The organism is Bacillus sp. V33-4, assembly GCF_002860225.1.
GTDB classification, from domain to species: domain Bacteria; phylum Bacillota; class Bacilli; order Bacillales; family Cytobacillaceae; genus Bacillus_BJ; species Bacillus_BJ canaveralius.
This window is the reverse complement of the sequence record NZ_PGVC01000025.1, coordinates 1-4010: the sequence shown is the minus strand read 5'-3', so window position 1 is coordinate 4010 and position 4010 is coordinate 1. Positions and strand designations below refer to the sequence as shown.

Annotated in this window: 2 protein-coding genes and 2 pseudogenes; all 4 read right to left on the bottom strand. The window is 40.5% G+C overall.

The annotated features are described in order from the left end of the window. A partial coding sequence (locus tag CVD23_RS10285) for an RHS repeat domain-containing protein (protein ID WP_180955625.1) occupies positions 1-1047 on the bottom strand: 1047 nt, incomplete at its 3' end. A gap of 216 nt (positions 1048-1263) precedes the next feature. Next, a complete protein-coding gene (locus CVD23_RS10280; protein WP_142382840.1) occupies positions 1264-1509 on the bottom strand; it encodes a hypothetical protein in 246 nt (81 codons plus the stop codon). Between the two features lie 13 nt (positions 1510-1522). Next, a pseudogene (locus CVD23_RS10275) lies at positions 1523-2626 on the bottom strand (IS110 family transposase); the annotation flags it as partial. Positions 2627-2774: 148 nt separating this feature from the next. Continuing rightward, positions 2775-3552: pseudogene (locus tag CVD23_RS10270) on the bottom strand (recombinase family protein). Positions 3553-4010 lie beyond the last annotated feature (458 nt).

Sequence of the window (4010 nt, the reverse complement as noted above, 5' to 3'; positions counted from 1 at the left end):
TTCCGCTGCACGTCCCGTTGGATCAATCAGCTTCAGTGGATTATTGTGAACGTAAGAGTATCTGTTCAAGCTTGCAGGAATGTCTTTCCAACCTGTGAAGGTGTCCATCGTGGTGAAGCGGCCTTCATTCGGGCTGTACCATCTTGAGCCGAAATCGATCATGCCTGCTTTCGCGTCATACGATTTGCCGGTGAACCCGACGGCGTTGTATGGTGCCGCCATATGGCTGAACAGGTTGCCGAACGCATCATAGCTGTACGATCCCCGTTTTTCTCCGCTGCGGTCGGTCACATCCAGGATGTTGCCGAGTGCGTCTTCATGGTAATACAACAGTCCGCCTTTTGACTGGACATTGCCTTCGTACTCTTCCTGCTTCCTGCCGTGATAACCGAACGTCTTCCGGGCAATCGTGTGGTCTGCGCCCTGGTAATACTGGGCGAGCGGCTGTCCATGTTCGCCGTATTCTTTGAACACATCCAGTCCGTCATACAGATACTGGGTGGTTTCCTCATAAAGCGGTTTGCCCTTCCATTTTTTCAGGCTGTTTTTGTCTCCGTTGTACCACTTGCCCCAATCGTCCCATTCATCCCAATCTTTCCAATCATCCCGGTTTCCCCAGCTCCAGCCGTTACCTTTCTTGGAAAGGTGATAATAGCCCTGGGTTCTGGAGGCTTTTCTTCTGAGCGCGTCATACTCATACTCGACTTGCGAGCCGTCCGGGTAGTACACGCCTTTCAAGCGGTTGTCGGTCGTGTAGTCATACTTGATCGTGCCTTCCCTTGTTTCCTTTTCAACGAGGTTGCCGTTGGCATCATAGAAATACTTCTTGTCGCCGGCTTCCACGAGTTCGTTTAATTCATTATAACGGTATTTCGTAATTTTGCCGTCTTCATTTTGTTCAATCCGGTTGCCTGCCTCATCATATTGATACTTCGCTTTCCGGATCGACTTCTTCACATAGTCCGGCTTTTCATTCCTAGTGAAAAAAGCACTCGTTGCGACTTCGCATCGAATGCTCTGTATTATCTTCTCCATGCTAATAAACAAGGAGCCTCTCAAGGAATGCAAACTAGTTAGTATAACCAAAACCAAATAGAAATATACAAAGTTACGTTCCGACAGTTCCTCTGTTTACTTATTAGCTTTTATGGGTCAATTTCATAATTTCCCAACTGATCGAGTATATAGAAATATTTAAAGAATAATATTTTCACAGAAAAAACCTCAAGAATGTATGTACACTTGAGGCAAATATAATGTCTTTTATATTTTGTTGTTAATCTTCTCCCCTAAAACAGGCGCAATGTGAGGAACTTCGTCTAATTGAAAGCTAAACAAATTTAGTTGAGTCTCAATGAGTTCTAAAACATCATAGTAGGCATAATTTGCGCCTAGCCTAAAATGTTTATCCTCCAAACTCTTATTACTGTCTGATATGAGAGTTTGATTATACTTTTCTTGCACCTCAGAAATAATGTCAATTAAAAAATTTTTCATTTCGATTGGCACGTTTTCTATCTCCTTTTGTTTCGTAGTAAGCATGGAACACTGGATTCCTTGGCAGTTTGCTTCCCTTCGCTACCTGCACCTGTTGTAATGCTAGGTTGTAAAATAAAGCGTTAGCGCCCGATTTCCCTGTTTGCTTTTTTGTTCCTTGCCTTTCCCACCAGAGCCAAAATAAACAGGCGCTATCCCCGAAAATCGCGCTAATTTGTTGGCATTCGGAAAGCGTCTAACGTCGCCAATTTCTGCAATTAAGGCTGAAGCTGTTACGAGGTCAATCCCTGGCATCGAATCTAACTGAAAGTCTAATAAACTCATTAACTCTTTTAATTCTCTTTCCACATAGCTCATTTCCTGCTTTTTAAACGAAATATCTCGGACGATGCTTCTCACTAGAAAGTCACGTGTTTCTTGATGTTCTTTTCGCTGTGTGTCCATCTTCTTTCATCAGCTTCAATATTTCATTCGCTTTTTTCACTGAACATGTATTGTTACTGGCTTCTAATAAAAAAGTGGTCAATTTCTTCACACTTACACCGTCTAAACTTAAAGGTGACGGGTATTGTTTCCAAAAAGCCAATGCCGTTTTTCCATCTACTTCTGAGAAAAACTTCTTATAGCTCGGGTAATGATGGCTCAATTGAATATGCAGTTGGTTTTTTAAAGCACCTTGAGCTTTCACCAATGCATTTCTTCTAGTGACCAATTGTTGTATCGACCAAAATAAATCATGCGGTTTCGCGTCAGGCAAATGGTTCAGTTTGTTCAACAAAATGCGTGCAACACATTCCGCATCCCAGCTGTCACTTTTTTGTGTGGTCATATGGCTTTTTCGTTCAGCGTATGAAAGAGCTGGGTTTACTTCTTTTACAATTTGCCCGTGATCTGCTAAATACTTCGCTAACGCTCGTCCATAGCCTCCAACATCTTCTAAACCAAATACAGGTGTCAATCCTTCTTCCATCAGTTTATCATTATCCAGTAAAAACATAGAGAAGGCGGCAGGTTTATTTACAAACTTTATTTCACCTAGTTTCTCCTGCCAACAATTAATAATCACTGCCACATGGTGTTGTTTATGCAAATCCACTCCGACATACAAATGTTTCTGTTTTTCATGCATTTTCTCATCCCCTATTCAATAAAAATGAAAATGCCGGCAACCTTAGTTCGAGCGTTCACCTTACAGTGCGCATTGGTACGAAAGCCTATCCATTTTCACCGTTTCAAAAGAACTTATAAGAAAATGAGCCCTTTTTTTAAGTAAACTTTTAAATTATTGCTTCATGTTTCCCATTTGCTTGTATATGTCCGTATGTATAAATCCCTTGATAAAAGCTTTCTCGGTCTAAAATGCGTTTCACTTGTACTTTGGTAAACATTTTACCTTGCGTTGTTTGATAACCTTCCTCATTCAATGTTTCTGCCAACCTAGTCAGTGACCATTTCCTATGTAGCTGTTTAAGTTCAAACAACCGTTTAACTACTTCTGCATGACCGTTATGTATCTTTAGTTCCTTTTCACCTTTCTGCTTTTGGTAGCCAAATGTTGCCCTTCCTCCTGCATAACCACCTTCCTTCGCCTTTTTATTTCTCCCCTTCGTTAGTTTGAGGGCAATTTCAAGCCGTTGATATTGGTCTAATAACTCCATTAATCCATTGACCAAAAAAATCATTTGGGTCTTTCTTATGAATACTGTAAAATGGCTGTTCTATGCTTTTAATATCACATCCATATTTTTTCAACTCTCGCTGTATCAACACCTTTACAATATCTGACCGCCATAATCGGCTTGTATTCAGCACAACCACATAATCAATTTGGACAGACGAAAGGTGAGCCAACATTTCCTGTAAGCCCACCCTGTCAATTTCCAGTGCTTCCTCATTTAGTTTGGCACCGCTAATTCCTTCTTCTCTAAAAATATGTATCAAGTTCCAGCCTTGTTCTTTACAATATGCTTTGATTTCATCTTCTTGATATTTCAAGCTATATCCATCTCTTGCTTGCCCTTGAGTGGAGACTCGTATATACCCAACAACGTTCAACTTTTCACCCTCCCGTTACGAAAATTACAATTTATGTAACGCTTTTTAAACGAATAGCGAGTATTATACGACCGTCTCTAGTAAAAATACAACCAAAAAATTATTTGCCCTTTGCAATAAAACAACACTCTCTCACATTGCACATTGTTTTTCGCCACGAGCTTTGTCATTCTCGTTAGTTTATTGCCTGTGCCATGTTATTACTACCCCTGCCATATAAAATGTCATCTCGCCCAATTCTCACACTTTTCTTCCTAGCCCAGTATTAAAATAAAACTCCATGATGGTACTACTATCATGAGCTCTCAATTCTCAAACACAATCATTTTCGTTTTGTCCTGCTCAAATCATCCTTATTTTCCTTTTTGTTCACTTTTCCTTATGTTCCTGTATTATTTTTGTAGAGTAGAAAACAGGAATTAGATATTGTCTTCTTGTCCTCGGGTTTCAGGGTGTTC